13 protein-coding genes, 1 tRNA gene, 3 pseudogenes and 1 riboswitch are annotated in these 15,034 nt (G+C 40.2%); of the genes and pseudogenes, 10 read left to right on the top strand and 7 right to left on the bottom strand.

All coding sequences use genetic code 11. The features are described from left to right. The first annotated feature begins 275 nt into the window (after positions 1-275). The gene (locus tag SU60_RS13260; RefSeq protein WP_041155913.1) at positions 276-707 is read left to right on the top strand and encodes a YccF domain-containing protein; all 432 of its coding nucleotides are present in this window, start codon (positions 276-278) and stop codon (positions 705-707) included. 314 nt (positions 708-1,021) lie between these two features. Further along, positions 1,022-1,870: a patatin-like phospholipase family protein gene (locus tag SU60_RS13255; RefSeq protein WP_041155912.1), complete on the top strand. Its 849-nt coding sequence runs from the start codon at positions 1,022-1,024 to the stop codon at positions 1,868-1,870. 111 nt (positions 1,871-1,981) lie between these two features. Here SU60_RS13255 and SU60_RS13250 read toward each other — a convergent pair. After that, a pseudogene (locus SU60_RS13250) lies at positions 1,982-2,832 on the bottom strand (pirin family protein). Between the two features lie 470 nt (positions 2,833-3,302). Here SU60_RS13250 and cspE point away from each other — a divergent pair. The 4 genes and pseudogenes from cspE (at position 3,303) to SU60_RS13225 (ending at position 6,268) form a co-directional block, all read left to right on the top strand. Next, the gene (gene cspE / locus SU60_RS13245) at positions 3,303-3,512 is read left to right on the top strand and encodes a transcription antiterminator/RNA stability regulator CspE (RefSeq protein ID WP_041155911.1); all 210 of its coding nucleotides are present in this window, start codon (positions 3,303-3,305) and stop codon (positions 3,510-3,512) included. A gap of 528 nt (positions 3,513-4,040) precedes the next feature. Then, complete coding sequence (locus SU60_RS13235; RefSeq protein WP_041155909.1) at positions 4,041-4,181, top strand: hypothetical protein; 141 nt, start codon at positions 4,041-4,043, stop codon at positions 4,179-4,181. 303 nt (positions 4,182-4,484) lie between these two features. Then, a riboswitch (purine riboswitch) is annotated at positions 4,485-4,584 on the top strand. Positions 4,585-4,700: 116 nt separating this feature from the next. Next, the gene (locus SU60_RS13230; protein WP_041155908.1) at positions 4,701-5,708 is read left to right on the top strand and encodes an adenosine deaminase; all 1,008 of its coding nucleotides are present in this window, start codon (positions 4,701-4,703) and stop codon (positions 5,706-5,708) included. 87 nt (positions 5,709-5,795) lie between these two features. Further along, a pseudogene (locus SU60_RS13225) lies at positions 5,796-6,268 on the top strand (redoxin family protein). 223 nt (positions 6,269-6,491) lie between these two features. On the opposite strand, the pseudogene SU60_RS13220 reads toward SU60_RS13225, so the two are convergent. Beyond that, positions 6,492-6,866, bottom strand: a pseudogene (locus SU60_RS13220) (glutathione S-transferase C-terminal domain-containing protein); the annotation flags it as partial. A 50-nt stretch (positions 6,867-6,916) separates the two neighbouring features. Here SU60_RS13220 and SU60_RS13215 point away from each other — a divergent pair. Further along, positions 6,917-8,665, top strand: a complete 1,749-nt coding sequence (locus SU60_RS13215; RefSeq protein WP_245228409.1) for a recombinase family protein — start codon at positions 6,917-6,919, stop codon at positions 8,663-8,665. 121 nt (positions 8,666-8,786) lie between these two features. Here SU60_RS13215 and SU60_RS13210 read toward each other — a convergent pair whose 3' ends face one another. Next, positions 8,787-9,194: a hypothetical protein gene (locus SU60_RS13210; protein ID WP_245228408.1), complete on the bottom strand. Its 408-nt coding sequence runs from the start codon at positions 9,192-9,194 to the stop codon at positions 8,787-8,789. Positions 9,195-9,563: 369 nt separating this feature from the next. Between SU60_RS13210 and mobC the strand changes: the two genes are divergently transcribed. From mobC to SU60_RS13195, 3 genes are all read left to right on the top strand, one after another. Continuing rightward, entirely contained in the window at positions 9,564-9,923 is a 360-nt protein-coding gene (mobC, locus tag SU60_RS13205) for a plasmid mobilization relaxosome protein MobC (RefSeq protein WP_041155906.1), read from the top strand. Beyond that, positions 9,923-11,770, top strand: coding sequence for a relaxase/mobilization nuclease domain-containing protein (locus tag SU60_RS13200; protein WP_084735807.1), 1,848 nt, complete (start codon positions 9,923-9,925; stop codon positions 11,768-11,770). Before mobC ends, SU60_RS13200 begins: the two co-directional genes overlap by 1 nt. 85 nt (positions 11,771-11,855) lie before the next feature. Next, positions 11,856-12,746, top strand: coding sequence for a hypothetical protein (locus SU60_RS13195; protein ID WP_052481536.1), 891 nt, complete (start codon positions 11,856-11,858; stop codon positions 12,744-12,746). 93 nt (positions 12,747-12,839) lie between these two features. Here SU60_RS13195 and SU60_RS13190 read toward each other — a convergent pair whose 3' ends face one another. The 4 genes from SU60_RS13190 to secG all read right to left on the bottom strand — a co-directional run bounded on the left by SU60_RS13190 (position 12,840) and on the right by secG (position 15,028). Next, positions 12,840-13,847, bottom strand: a complete 1,008-nt coding sequence (locus SU60_RS13190) for a DNA cytosine methyltransferase (protein ID WP_041155905.1) — start codon at positions 13,845-13,847, stop codon at positions 12,840-12,842. A 187-nt stretch (positions 13,848-14,034) separates the two neighbouring features. After that, positions 14,035-14,412: a hypothetical protein gene (locus tag SU60_RS22780; protein ID WP_041155904.1), complete on the bottom strand. Its 378-nt coding sequence runs from the start codon at positions 14,410-14,412 to the stop codon at positions 14,035-14,037. A 227-nt stretch (positions 14,413-14,639) separates the two neighbouring features. After that, a tRNA-Leu gene (locus tag SU60_RS13180) sits at positions 14,640-14,723 on the bottom strand. Positions 14,724-14,731: 8 nt separating this feature from the next. Beyond that, positions 14,732-15,028, bottom strand: a complete 297-nt coding sequence (gene secG / locus SU60_RS13175) for a preprotein translocase subunit SecG (RefSeq protein WP_041155903.1) — start codon at positions 15,026-15,028, stop codon at positions 14,732-14,734. Positions 15,029-15,034 lie beyond the last annotated feature (6 nt).

Genomic DNA, 15,034 nt, shown 5'->3' with positions numbered 1-15,034 from the left:
CCACTTTCGCGATGCTTCGTAAACCCAAGCCGCTTTGATTACTGTTGAGGATTACTGTTGAGTCTTCTATATTTTCTCACCGTGGTTTTACTCAACATTATTCATACTCTGTTAAGATTTATGTGACATACTTAACCTAACAATATGAAATGATTAAAATCGATTAGCGTCGCTTAATCTGGATAACAACATGGTTTAGTTGGTATAGCATGGGTTAGTTAGTATAGAAAGTTACGCAGTCGATCTTCAAACGTATATTAGCAATAGGAAATAAAATGAGAACACTCGGTAACATTATCTGGTTTGTGTTTGGTGGCGTATTTATGGGATTGCTATGGTGGTTTTTCGGCATCTTGGCGTTCATCAGTATTATCGGCATTCCTTGGGGACGCGCGTGTATCGTTATGGGTAATTTTTCCTTTTTCCCATTTGGTAAAGAAGCCGTTTCACGCGATGAACTGACCAATGAAATGGACATCGGCACTAGCCCGCTCGGGATCATCGGTAATATCATTTGGTTTGTATTTGCAGGAATCTGGTTAGCGATCGGACATATTGCATCCGCTGTGGCGTGCTTCGTCACAATCATCGGTATTCCATTTGCGCTTCAACACCTGAAACTTGCGGTGATCTCCCTGGCACCAATTGGTAAAACAGTCGTCTCCTCGGAAGATGCTGCTATGGCACGATATAACGCTCGTCGCTAACTGGTTATAAAACTCGTCGAGAAAAACCTAATCGAATACCATGCCCCTCTGAATCAGAGTATTCAGAGGGCAATGCCTGTCATCAGTAATCCAGTAATTGCTAAAGCATATTCGATAATCTTTGCTTGCAGGTTCATACCGTCACCTCGTGTCAGAATTTGACTTACTTAGTACTGCTTTCATTTATTCAGATTGCTTTAAAGCCTGATTCTTAAGCGTAGCCATAAAAAGCAAAAGGTACACCATTGAGAGTCTCAATAATAAGACGGTATTTATACGTAAAAATTTCAATTCATGATGGATGAGAACGGTAGATGAAACAAATTGGACCAAACGCACTCATTGTTGAGGGTGGCGCCATGCGTGGCGTATTTTCTTGCGGCATACTCGACCAGTTTTTACACCAGGACTTCTCTCCTTTTGACAGTTTTTGGGGCGTTTCAGCAGGTGCCAGTAACCTCGCAGCTTACTTAGCGAAAATGCCTGGAAGAAACCTCAAGATCTATCTTGATTACAGCCTTCGGAATGAATTCATCACTCCTAGTCGCTTATTTCGCGGCGGCAATGTCATGGACTTAGATTGGATGTGGGATGTCACTATTGATGAGCTTGGCATTGATAAATCCGTGCTGGCCGCAGATCCTCGGCCATTCTTTCTCGGTGTGACTCGTCAAGATAATGGTAAGGCAGAGTATCTAACGCCAAACGTCGATATGCTTACCGAAACGATGAAAGCAAGCAGCGCTTTACCTATTCTTTATCGTAACGGTGTGATGCTAAATGGCACCAGATATGTAGACGGAGGCGTTTCTGATGCGATTCCGATAGCAGAAGCCATCAAGCGGGGCGCTAAAAAAATAATGGTATTACGCAGCCGGCCTGCCAGCTACCGTAAGCCCAAACCTAAGTTCTCACCAATCATCAAGCGTATGCTCAAAGAGACGCCTGCTCTTATAACTCCGATGCTAACGAGAGAGGTTCGCTATAACCAAGCGTTAGAGCTGATCGCTCATCCACCCCAAAATGTCGAAATCATTCAAGTTTGTCCTCCAGAGACGTTTAAGCTAAAACGGTTAAGCCGTTCGCCGGAACCATTGCGTCACGCTTATGAACTAGGCCTAAAGGCAGGCCAAGACGCAATAAAAAGTTGGTGTGCTCGTTAAATTCAACAGATAAAAAAACCACACCTCTCGGTGTGGTCAATGCAAATTCGATGGCAGTGGATTATCGTCTTTGCTTCTCGGTGAGCCCAAAAAGCTGAGCTCAAAATAAAATTAGTACGTTTCAAACACACCAGAGTTATAGTCTTGGATTGCTTGTTCAATCTCATCGATGCTATTCATGACAAAAGGTCCGTAATGTACCACTGGCTCATTAATTGGCTCACCAACAAATAACAGCGCTCCTGATAGCCCTTTTGCCAACACCGTTACGGCGTCACCTTTAGACAACAACGCCATTTCATTTTGTTTTATCACCCGGCCTTGAATCTCTATGCCACCTTGATACACATAAATCATCATGTTCTTATCTTGTTTTGTCGCTAAGTTCAATGTATCACCGTCGTTAGCTCGCCAATCCGCCACCGTTGCAGCAACACCGGTCTCCATCAATGGGCCTTGAATTCGTTCGCCATTAACATTTAATTCCCCGGCAATCAAACGCACCAATCCTGAGTCTTTACTCTCAAATTCCGTAATCGTTTCTGGCTGGAAGTCATGATATTGCGCTGGTTGCATTTTGTTTTTTGCAGGCTGGTTAATCCAAATCTGGAAGCCGTGTAACGAACCTTCCTCCATGATTGGCATCTCGCTATGAATCACACCACGACCAGCCGCCATCCACTGCGCGCCACCCGAACGAAGCTCGCCAACGTTGTCCATATGGTCGCGGTGTTGGAAATGCCCTTGCATCATATACGTCAGCGTTTCAATACCGCGATGAGGGTGAGGAGGAAAGCCTCCAACATAATCAGCACGATCGTCAGACTTCAGCTCATCCACCATCAGAAATGGCGAGAAGTTAGCGTTATTGAAGCCGCTACACGTCTAATTTTCACACCGTCTCCATCCGATGTCGGTTGAGAGGCAATTACCTGACGAATTTCTCTTCTTATGTTACTCATTGAGACTCTCCCATTATTGAAACGCCAAACAGCTTGATAAGACCATTCATTGAAGCGCTCTTAAAAACAAACGTCATATGTATAAAGGTATTCTAGGAGAGAGAACAACAAAGACGATGGTGCACATTCGAGCCAGTTATTCAGTTTTTTCGAACGTTGCTAAAATTCCTTCTTTGTATTAGGCCCATGCTTCTTGAACCGTCCCCTTCCTAGAAAGGGATAGCTCACGCAAAACTTCAAATAGTGAAAATAATTAAAAATAAAAGTAGCTATTTTTAAAACAAGGTGTATAGTGATGCCTGGCTCTTAGAGAAGAGCTGTTAATGCAACATTTAGTTTAAGTTCCCTCTCAGTAAAATCTTGAATCTCCAATTCAGACACCTGCGTAAAACTTCCTCTTGATAGAACATTCAATAGCTTAAAAAAAGATCCACCACATAATTTTAATGTTTAATTCAAAAGGTATTACTATGTCTAAAGTAACTGGTTCAGTAAAATGGTTTAACGAAACTAAAGGTTTTGGCTTTCTTTCTCAAGACAACGGCGGTCAAGATGTATTCGTACACTTCAACGCAATCGTTGCTGACGGCTTCAAAACTCTAACTGAAGGTCAGAAAGTAAGCTTCAACGTAGAGCAAGGTAACAAAGGTCCTCAAGCGACTGAAGTTACTCCTCTATAAGACTGCTTTTCTTGGTGTAGCGCAACCGCGCTGCACCAAACTCTCTTCCTTTCTGTTTATACCCTAATATCCTCTCACTAAGTTTAGCCAAATTTCTAGGCTTCATTTGATATTGCTAGATTTATGCTCGCAATACCTACTTATTTTTATTTCAAGGAAAAAACATGTCCACTAAAAGAACAGGCCGTCAAAGGCACTGGTATCAATTGACCCATAAAGTAAAAAATACCCATAGTCAGGAGACTAAATGCTCGAAATCGAATTTACTATAGAACAACCAGAAGCCACTTGGCGAAGTAAAATACATCAGCTTAACAGCGACGTTTTAAGACGTCATGTCCTGCCAAAACTCGAATCAAATTGCTATCTTATTGATTTTAAATATTGTGAAATAACTAAATCTGGCGCCATTCTATGTGACTCAGGTTCAAAGTTGGGAAGTTTCACTGTCAAGTAGCACCCTTTTCATGCATTAATGAAAACTGAGAATACGATCGGCTCATTTAATAAATAATCGGAAAGTAATTTATGGCTAAAAAAAGTAAAAAGCAGATTGAAAAAGAGAAGAAAGAATCCGAACAAAATACGGCTGCAATAAAACAACAAACTCGACGACGCATTGAAGATATCATGGCGCAGCGAGAGTTTGATAAACTGTTCGATCTTTGATTATATCTTGCCCCTTTTTTGGCATTCATGTGTTTCTATATTGATGTGTTAGGTACCGCCACCTACCTTTCATCCACATGAATATCGCTAAAGCGATACAATATTACTTCCTACCGAAAACACATTAAGTGCAGAGTTTTAAATAAACTCAATCACCGACAACAACAATGTGGTCAGTTCTGTTTTTCCTTATTGACCATTACCACCCTTAGATACACCATTTCGCCCCTCGCACCAGCTCAGAAAACACCCAAATCATTCCAGTTCGTATATAGAACCTTTAGGTATATTGATGATTTTGTGTATAATAACAAACGTTTGCTTCGTATAACCCCAATGATATGGTTTGGGGGTCTCTACCAGTTCCCGCAAAGTGCTGATTACGAAGAGTTGAGAGTGTACCAGTTGCAGTTATTGGTACCGTGAAGTCTCTTACTCTTTGTAATAGCGTTCGACTTATTTACATCTATACCTATTCTTAGAGTAACTGCCTTCACAATTAACATCATAAGGTGGAATATGAACGCATTTATTCAGGGTCTTCCCAAAGTAGAATTACACTTACACATTGAAGGCTCACTTGAGCCTGAGCTCGTGTTTAAGCTGGCAGAACGAAACGGCATCAAACTCCCTTATTCATCACCAAGCCAACTACGCGAAGCTTACCAATTCGAAGACTTGCAGTCTTTTCTCGATCTCTATTATCAAGGTGCAAACGTATTACGTACCGAGCAAGATTTTTATGATCTCACTTGGGAGTACTTAGAGCACTGTAAAGCTGACAACGTTGTTCATACCGAAATTTTCTTTGATCCTCAGACGCACACAGATCGAGGCATTGACTTTGATACGGTTATTAACGGTATTTCACGGGCTCTGGACGATGGGAGAGAAAAGCTTGGCATCACGTCACAAATCATCGCCTGTTTCCTCCGACATTTATCAGAAGAGAGTGCAATAGAAACTTTCCAATCAATACTTAAGCATCGCGATAAAATTATTGGTATTGGTTTAGATTCCTCTGAAAAAGGACACCCACCCGCGAAATTCAGAACCGTCTTTCAGCAAGCAAAGGCCGCTGGCTTTTTAACGGTTGCGCACGCCGGAGAAGAAGGGCCTGCACAAAATATTTCAGACGCGATAGAGATGCTAGAAGTGAGCCGTGTCGATCACGGAGTTCGATGTGTCGAAGACGACGCGTTGGTTAAATCTTTGATTGAAAGTAAAATGCCACTGACCGTTTGCCCACTGTCTAATATTAAGCTCTGCGTATTCAAAGACATGACACAACACAATATCGTTGATTTGCTACGCAAAGGAGTCGCCGTGACGATCAACTCCGATGATCCTTCTTACTTTGGAGGTTATATGACAGACAATTTCTTAGCGGTAAGCCAAGCTCATCAAATGAGCAAACAAGAACTCGCTCAGTTTACACTGAATGCCATCGAGGCCAGTTTCATTGATGGCGCGTTAAAAACGACGTATCGGATGCAAGTCGAAGAGTATGTTACCTCATACTCTTAACAACTAATCCCTACAAACCATCTGTGGTTAATGTTGAACTTTAGCGCTAGACTGATTGAAATAAACAAAGCAAAAAGGAAGATAATAATGATTCAACAAGGCCAAGCATTGCCAACTGCAACGGTAAGCGAATTGACTGCTGACGGAATGGTAAATCATGACGTCACTGAACTGTTTGCCAACAAGAAGGTGGTGCTATTTGCTGTACCTGGAGCCTTTACCCCAACGTGTTCTGAAGCGCACCTACCAGGTTATGTGGTACATGCTGATCAATTAAAAGCAAAAGGCGTTGATCTGATCGCTTGTGTGGCCGTTAACGATGCATTTGTTATGAATGCATGGGGCGAAGCACAAAATGCTTCAGAGATTCTGATGCTGGGTGACGGTGACGCAAGCTTCACCAAAGCTCTCGGTTTAGAGATGGATACGGGTGGTTTCGGTGGCATTCGCTCACAGCGTTATGCATGATCATCGACAATGGTGTGGTCACCACTCTAAATGTTGAACAACCAAGCGAGTTTGAAGTCAGCAAAGCGGAAACGATTCTAGCCGCGCTGTAAAAAATTCGACTAAAAACGGGAGTTACGGCTCCCGTTTTTGTTTCTATATTTAAATCATAATAAATAAGATAAAATACATTTTCTACCTGAGAAAATTTCAATCAATAATCATTTAATACTACGAATTGATTTATATTTACTTATTTACTAGAAAGGAACGCATTAAATAAAAAACGCACTATGGTTAAATAGTGCGCTATTGTGATTGTATTTAATGTAACCGCTATGGTTTCAGTTTTAGAACATTGTCAATATCTTCTGCGCTATGACGCTCTGCGAGTTGCTCCCACTCCTCGCCCCACGCGCGGTTCACTATGCGACCACGCTTCACGGCTTCACGCTCATCAATTTCTTTCGCCCAGCGAACAACGTTTTTATAGCTGTTTACATCGAGAAACTCAGCGGCGTCATATGCTCGACCTAAAACAAGATTGCCATACCAAGGCCAAGTCGCAATATCTGCAATGCTATATTCATCACCCGCTAGATATTGGTTATTCGCCAAGCGCTTGTCCAACACATCTAACTGCCGCTTTGCCTCCATGGTAAATCGGTTAATCGGATATTCATATTTCTCGGGAGCATAAGCATAGAAGTATTTATGTTATAATCCCCATCAATTGAAAAGTATCTTTTTTGAGGGTTGTTATGAAGCCAAGAGCTTATTCTTACATTCGCTATTCATCACCACAGCAAGCTAAAGGGGACAGCTTTAGGCGGCAATTCGCACAAACTCAAAAGTTCTGTGAAGAAAATGGTTACGAGCTAGATACTGAACTCAGTGTCTACAAAGAGCTTGGTAAATCGGCTTTCAAGGGTGAACAAGAAAACCTAAAACGTTTCATTGAAGATTGTAAATCTGGCATTGTCGAAAAAGGCAGCTTACTAATCGTGGAGAACCTTGACCGTCTATCACGAGATACGATAAACAAAGCAATGCGTCAGTTTTTACACCTGCTTGACTACGTTAACATTTATACGTTACAGGATAGAAAGTTTTATACCAGCAACGATGATGTAGACAACGATGCTCAAGTATTCGACATAATCACTAGTTTGTTAATTATGAGTCGTGCTCACGAAGAGAGCCAGACTAAGCGCAAGCGTTTAAAGGAAAGTTGGGAAGCCAAACGACAACAGATCGATAAAAAGAAGTTTGCTACCTCATATCCTCACTGGTTAGTTCTTGCTGATGATTGGGAGTCTTTCTCATTAAAAGAAGATGCAGTTAGAGCGATAAGAAAAATCTTTGAACTCTGCATTGATGGAAATGGGTATAACCAAATCTTACGCCATTTGAACGATAAGATTGAACAGTATCCAACCCCATCCAAGCGAAGTAAAAGTGGCTTATGGGTAAGATCTACCATTCAGTTGCTCCTGTCTGACCGTAGGCTCATTGGTGAAATGCAGATGTACAAAGGAGCCTATAAAAACCGCAAGCCCTACGGTGAGCCAATTGCGGATTACTACCCACAAGTGATTGATGAGGAAACATTTCTCAAAGCACAGATTGCAATGCAATCGAGAAAAGTTGGTAAAGGCAAAACGGGAAAGTACCGATTTTCAAATATCTTTCGTGGCTTTTTGCATTGTGCAGAATGCGGTAATGCGATGGAATATGTTGACAAAGGCAATACAAAAAAACGAAGCCAAAAATATCTAACTTGTACCAGTGCGAAGCGAGGCGGCAGCTGTACCCACTCCAGACACTATCGCTATGAAGAACTGGAGTTAATGCTCTTACACCTTGTAACAGAGAATGGCTTTTTACCTAAACCCGTTGAGCCAAATGATCTCCATCTACAAGTTCAAAAATTAAAAGAACAAAAAGCCTCAGCAAACAATAAGCTTAATGCTCTACTGGAGCACGACTTCACAGCACCAGCAATAATGACGAAAGTTCAAGAACTTAACGAGCAAGTCGCAAGATTCGATGCTGAAATACAAACTATGGAAAATAAGCTCAATCAAAAAACCATTACCTATCGATATGATCAACTTGTTTACGATTTGATCGATGAACCAGATGAAGAAATAAAGTTCAACAACCGGGTTAATTTTAACTCTAATTTTTCTACGAAGGTAAAGAGAGCAAATGTCCAAAATGACATCAACTGTTTGTTGGTTGAGTTTGTGATGGAAAATGATGAACATCATCGAATAATTCTTGATTCCAAATATAACTTTGGCGGATCAAGTCTAAGCTCAGGTGGGAGTGTATACAAGCGCCTAGCTGGAGAAGAGTTTATTCATAATGGTACTTCGAAAGAAAGCAATATTTGGCATAATCTACAACGCTACATTGAATGGCACTTTGAAATTAAAAAGAAAAGTTTTACTCCTGAAAACAAAAAACTTATCGAAATCAATATGAAGAAGATGGCGCTAGACTAAGTCGATTTATTATCAAACCTACAGATGATACTCCATTACTCAATATGTTTGATATGGTAATAGAAACCGATAGATTGATTAAGAGTAACGAACTCAGGTAAAAACAACCAAGCCAACAGAATTAAAGGCGCTTTTTCTTAATCGTCTGTGAGCCACTTTGCTTCACTTTCAAAGCCAGCGAGTTTTCTAGCTCATCGGCTTTTTTCGGGTTGTACTTGCGAAGCTCGGCAATCGCAGCTTTAGCAATGTCATAGGTGCTTAAAAGATGGGTTTGGTGCGTGTCGATGATAGCGACCAACTCATCAAGTGCTTCTTGTCGCCCTTCAATTCTATTCGTCAGTTTTTCTGACGGCTCTGTGCCAGCTTTGAGCAATTCATCACGAATAACAATATCTTTTCGCAGTTTGTTATTCATCATCTCTTTCAACTGACCTTTGACGAAATCCGAGTTCGCCAATTGTTGTGTTTTTTGTAATTCGTTTTTCGCTGTTGATTCCAGCCTCTTTTCGTGATCTTTTTTACTCATCATTTTTCTCCTAGCCATACCTTTGAAATACCACAAAAATCAGGTTTGGCAAGGGCTTACCAGTTCTGGGACCACTGGGGACCCAGGTCTCCCAATTTGACATCGCCTAAAAATATGCTCTGTTGAGTATAAGAGTTTAAGACAATTAAAGAAGAGGCAAGTTGAGGCTTGGGTTCCCCAAACCACTTGTTTTAAAACAGAAAAAACGTTTTAAAAAGGAGTGTTGATCACTTTCTAAAATCACCTGAAAAATCTCATTTCATTCGATATTTTGCAGCTAATTTCAGACAGCGATCTTCGATGAAAAGCCTATCCAATGTTCTATCAGCCGTCTTAACACTCATTATATTTGTGTAATTTATGGAGGAAGTTATGACGCAAAGGAGCAGCAATACAAAAATCGTAATTCGCTGTAGTGAAGAGGAAAAATCAGCCCTACTACTGGCTAAATCCCAGATTAAAGCCAGAACGTGGCTTGAGATGTTTCATAAGCTCTTACACCGCAAAAAAATCGCACCACCGAAAACCATTATTCAAGATAGTGTTTACCTTTTAGAGATCCTCACAGAATTAAAGCGTTGTGGAAATAACCTCAATCAAGTGACGAAACTCGCTAACAGCAGTAAAACCATCACTCCCCAAGAAACCGCTCAACTCAAAAAACTGGCAGTGCAGATCTCTTCACTGAAAAGCAAAGTCCTAAAAAGCTTTGTTGTTGAAGGAGGTAAGTAGTGGCAATTGCGAAACTTTTACACGAAGGGGAAACGGTTAAACAGCTTAAAAATATCATTAGATACAACACCGTAGCCAAGGAGTACCTTAACTCGCCTGAAAATCCTCGATTACTTCAAGCCCTATCTAACCTTGGGATTATCGACATATCAGATCCAGAAGCATATCAAAGCTTTATGAATGGATTTATCGAAGAAGTTAAGCTCAACAAGAGCCAATCGACCAATAAGCGACAAACAAAGCTTTACGCTCACGAAATGATTTCGTTTGAAGATGAAGATAATGCTCGTTTCACGCAAGATGAACTGGCTCAAATCAGCGTGGAGCTATTATCAAGCCTTTACGATATGGAAAACACCCCATACCTTATCTATCCGCAAGTCGATAGTGGCCGTTTGCACTTCCATTTTGTCAGGGGAATGCACAACAGCCTTGGAGAGTATCAGCGTGTCAAAAACTCAAAAAGAAAAATGCGTGTAGCGTGCGAAAAAATTGAACGTAAATACAACCTAACGCCAACGGGCGACAATGTGTCTAACGAGATCCGTCCTGCTAATGACCCTATGGCAAAAGTGACGAAAAACCGCAAACTTGAAGCGGAATATAAACATCAGAAAAACCTTTGTGCAGCGAAAGAGCAAGACACCCCACTAACTAAGCTTAAACGTAAATCTTATGATCTATTGATGGAAGATAAGTATCAAAGTGAAGCTGAAATGGCGGAGCATACCTCTTATGAACAAGTTCAGCAAAATCTAACAGAAAGGACACAAGTAAACCAAAAGCTCGAAGCTGTGAAAAAGCGCATTTTTAATCTCTACAAATCAGCTAATGACGAAGCAGGCTTTATCGAGCAGTTAGAAGAGCAAGAAATCACCGTAGAGATACTCAAACACGCTAAATCAGGCAAGAATAAAGGCATTGTGTTCCACTACCAAGGAGAAACCATTTCAGGCGGTAAAATCTCAAGTTCGATGACATTAGGTAAAATCAAAAAGCGTTTTCCTAATTTCATTCATACGCTAGAAAAACCACCATCGTTACGAGCGACATTCAAGCAGCAGAGTAAAATGCTGGATTTTCAGATCGAGAACATCAACCGCTATTACAAACAACAAAGAAACAACGTTAATGGCGACATTCTGATTTACTTTGGCAAAAAGAACATCGTTGCCCGTCCTTATAACTACAACATCGTACTATCTAGAGACAGAAGCAAAATCAAGTTCGGTTCATCAACGAACAGCTATGATCTAACGTTGTCAATCAACGTTGCATTAGAGAATGGCTGGAAAGCCGCAACCCTGACCAATTCAAGTCCCGATTTTTTGAAGCGTATGATGAAAGCGGCGTATGACAAAGATCCTGAACTGTTGTTTTTTGTTCAACCAGATACACCTAATCAGCTCAGTTATGCGGATCTGAAAGAGATAAAATCACCACTCAGCATAGATGAGCTAAAAACGTTTTTATCCAAACAGCTGATAAGCAAAACTGATGTGGCTACTGTTCAAAAAGATCTCACTTGTCTACTCAGAAGAGATAAGCACAACCTATCTCGTCAAGGCTACGCTAACGCCCTAGAAGGTGGGTTTACTTGCGCTGAACTGGAGAAGAAAAAGCCGAAGGAATTGAGACAATTTTACTTAATGAATACCTTTGATAAACCTTGTAAAACTGACTCTTCGGAAGAAAAAAGGACTGTGTTACAAAGCCAGAATCAAGAACGTGAGGTACTTTGGGAAGACATCAAATCCTACACGAAGTCAGGTGAAAAAGACTCAGAAAAAAAGCAAGTTATTGACCTAAAAAGATATTCAAATCATATCAGCCTTAAAAAATACTGAACACACCCTAGCGAAAGCTTGGTCCCAATACGTTCACCATGTTATCTTTTTCACAAATACAGATAGCAAAAGGACAACTCAGTATATGGCTCCTCAATTTTCACAAACTGAAAAACAATTCATTGATCTAGTCAATAGCACTCCTAGATTTACCCTAAATGGGCAAGTTTATAACGAGCTTCAAGCTTATAAACCTACGACCCCAAAAGGTGAATGTAAAACAGATATTTTTATCAAAACTGATATTGCCGAATTTAAAATATCAATCAAGCAATCCAATGCTGACTTTCTTGAGAATAAAATGTCATATGAGCGTGCAGTTCAGATTTTTGGACCAGATACAGATAGCATTCTCCGTCAAAGTATAAAAAGCATTGAAGCTAGCTTTTTACAACACCCGCTCATTTGCTTTGAAAAAATGGGAAGAACTGAAGCAAAAACAATGATGTTAGGATGGAAGTTTGAGTTAGTAAATAAAAAAGGTGGTGATAAATCAGGAATACTTCAACTTACAGATGAACAAAAGTTGAACGTGTATTCAGGACATCTACTACCAAGCGATAAACGAAATGCCTATGTTAATGGTAAACAAGTGACTAACTCAGGAGTTGCTGATTTCATATTAGAGATCGATTCTATTGATACTCAAGATTTACAGTATTATATCAACAACCTCAAACCTATCGCTGAGTTTTCTAAAAATCAGACAATTTACTTTGCTTGTAAGGCTCTCAACTACCGCTCATCACAAGACAAATGGGATGGAGATCGCCCATTATCTGTATATGTTGATTGGAAACTAGAAGGTAATGGTGAATTAATAGGTAGTATCAACTACGATACTCCGTTAAAAATCAAAGGAAATCAGGTGGGTGAGCAAGTAAGAGGGATTTTGAGAAGCTTAGGTATAAATAATACTAATTTTGACGAGTTAAAGAAACATTACCACGGCATCTCACACCCAACAATTCTTTAGCTTAACAGTAGGAAAACTAATTATGCAACCACTGGATTAACCTGTTAATATTATCGGGTCAATCCAGTGATTAGTATGTAGCGTCTAGTTTTTTTATGCAACCTTGTTAAATTCAACCTCTTTCAATTGTTGCAAGATGCTTAACGCCAATGCTTTTGCAAAAGGTACAGCCACTGCATTACCGATCATTTTATATCCAGCCGCCACATTTTTGTAAACAAACTCAAAGTTATCAGGAAACCCTTGAATACGTGCACATTCACGTACACTAAGTCGTCTGTATTCATGCCCTTCAACAAACTTAAATTTATCCTTTTCAACTTTCTCCATTCTTGGAGCACTAGGGTGAATAGGAGCGTGTCTGCCACCTGCTTGTATTGTAAATGAAGGTTCATCCCAAGTTCTAACTCTATTCCTAGACATAAACATTGACGAAAACCCCCCGATCATATACTCGTGGTTTAAGACTTTAACTTCTGGGTTTGGTTTCTGCCCTTCTAGGGCTGGTACAGCCAACCCTTCAAGATCTTTAATTATATTTTTTAGTGACTTCCTATCATTTTTGTCAATAGGGTCTGGGAATGTGTACTTTACGTTCAGATCACTTCTGAACCCAATAAAAATAACACGTTTCCTATCTTGTGCTGCACCATAATCAACAGCATTCATCATTTTGTAATAAAGATCATAACCTGCATCTTTAAACATTTTCTTGATATTATCCAGAGCATCTTTATGTCTAGCGTGTTGCATCCCACTAACATTTTCGGCTAAAAAAAACTTCGGTCTCTTAGCTTCTAGGATCCGTATGAAATCAAAGAAGAGCTGACCACGTTTATCATCAATACCTCTCTGTGCACCTGCTTCACTCCAACTTTGGCAAGGTGGTCCCCCAATAATACCATCACACTCAGGGACTTCATCAGCAGAGATGTCCGTAATGCTACGCTGATCCAGATATGTATTCTGATGATTTTTTTTATAGGTTTCCCAAATATCTTTGTCGTACTCATTAGCCCAAACGACATCAAACCCAGCTTGTTCAAAGCCCAGATCCAAACCGCCAGCACCAGCAAAAAATGAAATAATTTTAGTGGACATATTCTCTTTACCGTCAATTGATATGCGAAATACTATAACAAAACACTGTATATAAGGCCAGTCTTTTTTCAAGATTATATAAAAATACTAAGTCGTGTAGAAGCAATCCTGACCCTTTCGGCGGTATTAATCCACTAAAACACACTTGATTTAATAGAATTGTCTAGTTGAAATAGAGAATAGGAACTCACTTTGAAAGATTAAAACGTAGAAAGACATCATCTTGGTAGGCGACATCAATACTAAATCTGTTGAATTGACGCAGTATTTTTAGCAAAGAGTTGCGTTCATAAGCAGAAAGCTTGACCAAGACAGAGAGCGTTTCGAGCAAAGCACCAGATTTAGAAAAACTTAAGTTCAAGTCTTTTGACAGTACGCAAATAAACCCATTCTTACCACCGTAATTTAGGTCAATGTCAACGGGGTTAGAGAGCATTACTGTCGTGGTGAACTGTCGCTCTAATCTACGCACCATTAGCAGGTACTCTTCCAGATCTGAGATTGGCGCTTCATAGTTGATCACTGAAAGGAACAACAATTCTAGACTAACACTTTTACTTGACACTAAAAGTGTTTTCACCTTTTTGTTTAGAGCCTTATAACGAGGAAGTCTTAATAGCTTCCTTGCGTGATTTGAGAGGAGCTGATTTATTTCAGTATGAACGATAGGTTTAGCTCGTTCTAGTCGAATAAATTCAAGATGTAGGAGAAGAGTAGACGAAAAGTCCTTGAATAATATTCGCTTTTTTTCTTCGCTTGAAAGTAAAGGCTTCACGTATATATATGGTTGTATGGTGCCGAGAGAGGGACTCGAACCCTCACACCTAAGGCACTAGCACCTCATGCTAGCGTTTCTACCAATTTCACCATCTCGGCACATTTTGCTACTGAGGGATATCTTCAGATTGAGATTGTTCAATAAGTGCAGAAGCTTCCCATTTTGAACTGTCCTGATTTGTTGACATATTGCCTAGAATTAAACTCAAAGCAAAGAAAACAATAGCTGAAAAGGTTGTCATTTTAGTAAAAAAGTTACCAGTCCCTGAAGAACCAAAAACAGTGTTTGAGGCACCTGACCCAAACGATGCGCCCATATCTGCCCCTTTTCCTTGCTGAATCAAAACAAGCACAATGATAGCCAGCGCAGCGACAAGATAAATGATTGTTATAATGCTTTCTATGGGAAT

The organism is Vibrio mytili (genome assembly GCF_000830505.1).
GTDB classification, from domain to species: Bacteria; Pseudomonadota; Gammaproteobacteria; order Enterobacterales; family Vibrionaceae; genus Vibrio; species Vibrio mytili.
Note: the sequence above shows the minus strand (reverse complement) of the source record. Positions and strands in the feature narration are given on the sequence as shown.

Excerpts from the sequence above, each read along its gene's own strand:
- SU60_RS13230 (WP_041155908.1), top strand. The coding sequence starts at position 4,701 with ATGAACGCATTTATTCAGGGTCTTCCCAAAGTAGAATTACACTTACAC.
- mobC (WP_041155906.1), top strand. The coding sequence starts at position 9,564 with ATGACGCAAAGGAGCAGCAATACAAAAATCGTAATTCGCTGTAGTGAA.
- SU60_RS13215 (WP_245228409.1), top strand. The coding sequence starts at position 6,917 with ATGAAGCCAAGAGCTTATTCTTACATTCGCTATTCATCACCACAGCAA.
- SU60_RS13235 (WP_041155909.1), top strand. The coding sequence starts at position 4,041 with ATGGCTAAAAAAAGTAAAAAGCAGATTGAAAAAGAGAAGAAAGAATCC.
- SU60_RS13260 (WP_041155913.1), top strand. The coding sequence starts at position 276 with ATGAGAACACTCGGTAACATTATCTGGTTTGTGTTTGGTGGCGTATTT.
- SU60_RS13195 (WP_052481536.1), top strand. The coding sequence starts at position 11,856 with ATGGCTCCTCAATTTTCACAAACTGAAAAACAATTCATTGATCTAGTC.
- cspE (WP_041155911.1), top strand. The coding sequence starts at position 3,303 with ATGTCTAAAGTAACTGGTTCAGTAAAATGGTTTAACGAAACTAAAGGT.
- SU60_RS13190 (WP_041155905.1), bottom strand. The coding sequence starts at position 13,847 with ATGTCCACTAAAATTATTTCATTTTTTGCTGGTGCTGGCGGTTTGGAT.
- SU60_RS13210 (WP_245228408.1), bottom strand. The coding sequence starts at position 9,194 with ATGATGAGTAAAAAAGATCACGAAAAGAGGCTGGAATCAACAGCGAAA.
- SU60_RS13255 (WP_041155912.1), top strand. The coding sequence starts at position 1,022 with ATGAAACAAATTGGACCAAACGCACTCATTGTTGAGGGTGGCGCCATG.